This is a genomic window from Bradyrhizobium sp. Kon69 (assembly GCF_055807515.1).
Map to the genome: position 1 here is coordinate 1 of NZ_JBVVOS010000486.1, position 251 is coordinate 251.

The following is a 251-nucleotide window of genomic DNA, read 5'->3' on the forward strand; positions in this document are numbered from 1 at the left end:
CTACCTCAAGATCGCCCCGGAACACACCGAGGAAGGTCCACTCAACCAGATGATGAAACCGGGCATCGGCAGCTATGACAAGTTCAACCGCATGTTCGAGAAGTACACCAAGGAAGCAGGCAAGGAGCAGTACCTGATCCCGTACTTCATCGCCGCCCACCCCGGCACCACCGATGAAGACATGATGAACCTGGCCCTGTGGCTCAAGGGCAACGGCTTCCGTGCCGACCAGGTGCAGGCGTTCTACCCGT

Annotated in this window: 1 pseudogene; it reads left to right on the plus strand. The window is 58.6% G+C overall.

Annotation, left to right across the window (positions count from 1 at the left end):
• A pseudogene (locus AC0L3U_RS39905) lies at window positions 1–251 on the plus strand (YgiQ family radical SAM protein); the annotation flags it as partial.